The organism is Mesorhizobium sp. M7A.F.Ca.CA.004.04.2.1 (assembly GCF_004022825.1).
GTDB lineage: Bacteria > Pseudomonadota > Alphaproteobacteria > Rhizobiales > Rhizobiaceae > Mesorhizobium.
In genome coordinates, this window is the sequence record NZ_RZPH01000563.1 from 1 (window position 1) to 3,940 (window position 3,940).

Consider the following 3,940-nt stretch of genomic DNA (forward strand, 5'->3'; position numbering starts at 1 on the left):
GCCAAGGCCCATGCCGAGAAACACCGCATCGTAATTGCGGATCAGATCCGACAGCTGATAGTCGCGGCCGAGGGCCTTGCCGTTCTGGATGTCGATGCCGCCGATCGCGGTCACATAATCGACTTCGGCCTGGGCGAAATCGTCGACACTCTTGTAGGCGGCGATGCCGTATTCGTTGAGGCCACCGGCTTTCGCGCGCGCCTCCAGAATGGTCACGTCATGGCCGTGGCGGGCGAGCCGGTGCGCGGCGGCAAGGCCGGCCGGCCCGGCGCCGACCACGGCGACAGTCTTGCCGGTCGGCTCGGCGCGCGGGTAGAACTGTTTGTTCTCGCTCATGGCGACGTCGGTGGCATAGCGCTGCAGGCGGCCGATCTGCACCGGCTTGCCTTCCGCCACTTCGCGCACGCAGACTTCTTCGCACAGCGTTTCGGTCGGGCAGACGCGGGCGCACATGCCGCCCAATATGTTCTGGTCGAAGATGGTCTTGGCCGAACCGATCGGATTGCCGGTCGAGATCTGGCGGATGAACAGTGGAATGTCGATCGAGGTCGGGCATGCGTTCATGCACGGCGCGTCGTAGCAGAAATAACAGCGATCGGATTCGACCAGCGCCTCGTGGTGATCGAGCGGCGGATGCAGGTCGGAAAAATTATCCGCATACTGGTCGGCCGAGAGCCTGCCGCCCGCAATGCCTTCCCTGAATTGGCCTTCTGGCATCGTCAGTTCCCCATGTTTTCTTTTGAGGAAGGCTAGCACGTTTTATTTTTTTATCAATTGGTCAATTTTCGGCGCAAGTCTCTGAAAAGGCTGGATAATAACATGATTTTTTTACTCATGTTATCGGAGGCCGAGGCTGCTTTCACAGTGCGAGCGAATGGCCGGGTTCAAGCTTACAGCCATGAATGGTCTTGACCTCCTCTGCGACCAGCTGCTGCAGTCGCCACAGATTGCGGTCATGGATGCCGAACGCCTCGAGGTGGCTGACCGTGTTGTAGAGATATTCGGCGCCGGATCCGATATGCCCGCAGGCTCTGGCCAGCACGCTCGCCACTCTGTCCAACGGCTGGTTCAGCGACGTTCCCCTGCCCTTCACGCCGACCCAGAAGCCGAGCGCGCGCAGCGTGCCTTGCGGCGTATGCACCGGCAGCCACCGGACCGTCTCGATGCTTTCGTGGTCGCTGATTTCGCGCCGCAGCAGCCTTTCGACCTGCGCCGGCTTTTCGCCCTCCGGCAAGCGATAGATCACGCCGTTGCAGCGTCCGCCCCGTTCGAGCGCCATCATCAACCCAGGCTGCTCGGCACTGCCCCGCCAACGCACCATGTCGAGGCAGAAAGAGCGGTGCCAGCCAAAGGCCGTGGCGAGCTGTTGCTCGACCGACTCGAATTCCGGCTTCCAGATCAGCGACCCATAAGCGAACACCCATAGCGGCCCCTCATCGGCTTCATTGGACAGCCGCAAGGCAAGGTCTCGAAAGTCCTCGTCGTTCATGTCTGTCCAGCTCGGGTCCGGGCCGGGATCGGCCTCCTCCCGATGGCACAGTGCGACAAGCTCGGGCGTGAGCGACATCAAGCGCATGAACGACAACCCTTCATAGCCGTAGAGAAATCGAAAACCGCTGGGTGCGCAACCAGGGAACGCTTGGCACACACACCCATTGTTTTCCGGGCGGTGTCGGATTCCCGTCGTGAGGATCGTCCTATGATGGACGACGATCACGTATGAAAGGTGAGGAGACCGAAATGCCAAAAGCCCCGATGCCCTTCTTCTGGTACGAATTGATGACGTCAGATCTCGACGCCGCCGAGGCATTCTACACCCAAGTCATCGGCTGGACGGCGCAGCCCTTCGACAAGGCGCCCGGCATCCCGCGCTATGTCGTGATGAATGTCGGCGAACGTGGCGTCGGCGGCCTGATGACCTTGCCTGAGGATGCAGCCAAGATGGGCATGCCGCCCGCCTGGCTTGGCTATATCCACACCAGGGATGTCGACGCTGCCACGGCATCGCTGGAGAAAGCCGGCGGCACCGTTCACCGCCAGCCCGACGACATTCCGGGCGTCGGCCGCTTTGCCGTCGTCGCCGATCCGCAAGGCGCGACCTTCATGTTCCTGCAGCCAAACGGTCCCGACCAGCCTGTCGTGCCGGCCGGCACGCCGGGCCACATCGGCTGGCACGAGCTTTATACGAGCGACTGGAAAGCCGCGTTCGATTTCTATTCCGAGCAGTTCGGCTGGGTCGACGCCGGCGATTTCGACATGGGCCCGGTGGGCACTTACCAGACCTTTACAGCCGGCCCCGAATCCGGCGGCGGCATCATGAACAAGCCCGAGCAGATTCCGGTCCCGGTCTGGCAGTTCTATTTCAATGTTCCGGCCATCGATGCGGCGGCCAAACGGGTGACCGACAATGGCGGCAAGATCCTGATGGGGCCGATGGAGGTCCCGGGCGGCAGCTGGATCGTCCAATGCCAGGACCCGCAGGGCGCGCATTTCGCCTTGATGGCGCCGGTCCGCTGACCGCGATCGAACATCGCTGAAACAAAGCGCGGGCTTTCATCGGACTACCGATGAAGGCCTCTACCCCTGACTGGCGCCGTCTCATTCCGGCGCCAGCACCGCGACCTTCAGCTCAGCTTTCTTCGCGCCGCTGAACTGAACGGTGGCCGGGCCAGGCGCAAGCTTGAAGCGCACGCTCTTGCGGATGCCAGGGCATGTTTTCACGCCACTATAGCCCGCCGACTTGATGGCCTGGCCATTCTGGATGACATCGATCCAGGCCTCGCCCGAGAGACTGATCTGGATGGCCCCCTCGGACGGCACCTCCACGCTGGCAACGGCGCCAAACGTGTCCGATGCCGGCGCACGTTCGGGCGCTACCGCAAAACCGGCTTTCCCTACCGGCACCAGCGCCAGGTCCGCAGCCTCACCAACCGCCAGCGCCGCTCCGGACGGCGTTGCCGGTGCTGCGGCAAACAGGGTCTGCTCCCGCGTCACCGGCCACTTGAACGCCTCACAGCCGGCGTCCTCGGCCATGGCGAAGCTAATGCCTGCGAGGATCGCGAAAAGGCTGATGACGACTTTTTTCATGGCAAAGGCCCCCACACATTCAGGATTGTTGTACACGCATCAATACAACCATAGAGATACTAATGCAACCTTGGCGAGAAAATTTTAATGGCAATTGGGAACATTCCCAATCACCGATTGTTGACGGCAGGCCATGCGAAGTGAATGGTCATTCCTGGGCGATAATCTATGGCCGGGCGGATTGAAAATGGAGTCATTATGAAGCTTTTCGAAAGCCTCTCCAGATACCAGCCGCAGGCGCTCGGCGTGTTGCGCATCATGACCGCGCTGCAGTTCATCGAGCATGGCAGCCAGAAACTGTTCAACTTCCCCGTCAGCGCCGATCCCCACGCCCTTTCCGGGCTGACCATGACCGCCGGCATCCTCGAATTCGCCGGCGGCATCCTGCTGGCGCTCGGCCTGTTCACGCGGCCCGTAGCCTTCCTTCTGGCCGGCGAAATGGCGATCGCCTATTTCATGGCGCACATGCCGCGCGACTTCTTCCCGGTCAACAATGGCGGCGATTCGGCGATCTCTTTCTGCTTCATCTTCCTCTATCTGGTGTTTGCCGGCGCCGGCGCCTTCGCGCTGGACAACCGCCGCAGCGCCTGACGCCCAGAAGAAGGGGCGTGACTAGTGCATGTCGCCCAAAGTGCCCAGCGGTTTTGGGACACGACATGCACAAACAGGAATCTGAAGCGCATCGGCGAAGCCGAAGCGCTTCAGGCACGCATCCGTTCGAAATTGGCGTCGAAAAGCGGCACCGCCTGAATGCGCGCCGCATGACGCTTGCCCAGCAGCTCGATTTCGAAGCCGTCGCTCTCATCTGCGATCTCCTTCGGCACATAGCCGACGGCGACGGACTTCTTCGAAT

General features: G+C 61.5%; 6 protein-coding genes. 2 read left to right on the forward strand and 4 right to left on the reverse strand.

Annotated elements, in window-relative coordinates; genetic code table 11:
- Together EN893_RS22600 and EN893_RS22605 are read right to left on the reverse strand one after the other, a co-directional pair.
- Positions 1-717: FAD-dependent oxidoreductase (locus tag EN893_RS22600; protein ID WP_128361784.1), on the reverse strand; the 717-nt coding region annotated here is incomplete at its 3' end.
- A 142-nt stretch (positions 718-859) separates the two neighbouring features.
- On the reverse strand, positions 860-1,576 hold the full coding sequence (locus EN893_RS22605; protein WP_127270190.1) for a gamma-glutamylcyclotransferase: 717 nt from the start codon (positions 1,574-1,576) through the stop codon (positions 860-862).
- 164 nt (positions 1,577-1,740) lie between these two features.
- On the opposite strand from EN893_RS22605, the gene EN893_RS22610 reads away from it, so the two are divergent.
- On the forward strand, positions 1,741-2,517 hold the full coding sequence (locus tag EN893_RS22610; RefSeq protein WP_127270192.1) for a VOC family protein: 777 nt from the start codon (positions 1,741-1,743) through the stop codon (positions 2,515-2,517).
- 81 nt (positions 2,518-2,598) lie between these two features.
- On the opposite strand, the gene EN893_RS22615 is transcribed toward EN893_RS22610, so the two are convergent.
- Positions 2,599-3,087, reverse strand: coding sequence for a hypothetical protein (locus EN893_RS22615; protein ID WP_127270194.1), 489 nt, complete (start codon positions 3,085-3,087; stop codon positions 2,599-2,601).
- Between the two features lie 198 nt (positions 3,088-3,285).
- Here EN893_RS22615 and EN893_RS22620 point away from each other — a divergent pair, with 198 nt between their 5' ends.
- The gene (locus EN893_RS22620) at positions 3,286-3,678 is read left to right on the forward strand and encodes a DoxX family protein (RefSeq protein WP_127270196.1); all 393 of its coding nucleotides are present in this window, start codon (positions 3,286-3,288) and stop codon (positions 3,676-3,678) included.
- Positions 3,679-3,788: 110 nt separating this feature from the next.
- On the opposite strand, the gene EN893_RS38200 is transcribed toward EN893_RS22620, so the two are convergent.
- On the reverse strand, positions 3,789-3,940 hold a 152-nt coding region (locus EN893_RS38200), incomplete at its 5' end, for a glycine cleavage T C-terminal barrel domain-containing protein (RefSeq protein WP_164901024.1).

Coding starts and splice junctions, on each gene's coding strand:
- EN893_RS22605 (WP_127270190.1), bottom strand. CDS start 1,576: ATGCGCTTGATGTCGCTCACGCCCGAGCTTGTCGCACTGTGCCATCGG.
- EN893_RS22610 (WP_127270192.1), top strand. CDS start 1,741: ATGCCAAAAGCCCCGATGCCCTTCTTCTGGTACGAATTGATGACGTCA.
- EN893_RS22615 (WP_127270194.1), bottom strand. CDS start 3,087: ATGAAAAAAGTCGTCATCAGCCTTTTCGCGATCCTCGCAGGCATTAGC.
- EN893_RS22620 (WP_127270196.1), top strand. CDS start 3,286: ATGAAGCTTTTCGAAAGCCTCTCCAGATACCAGCCGCAGGCGCTCGGC.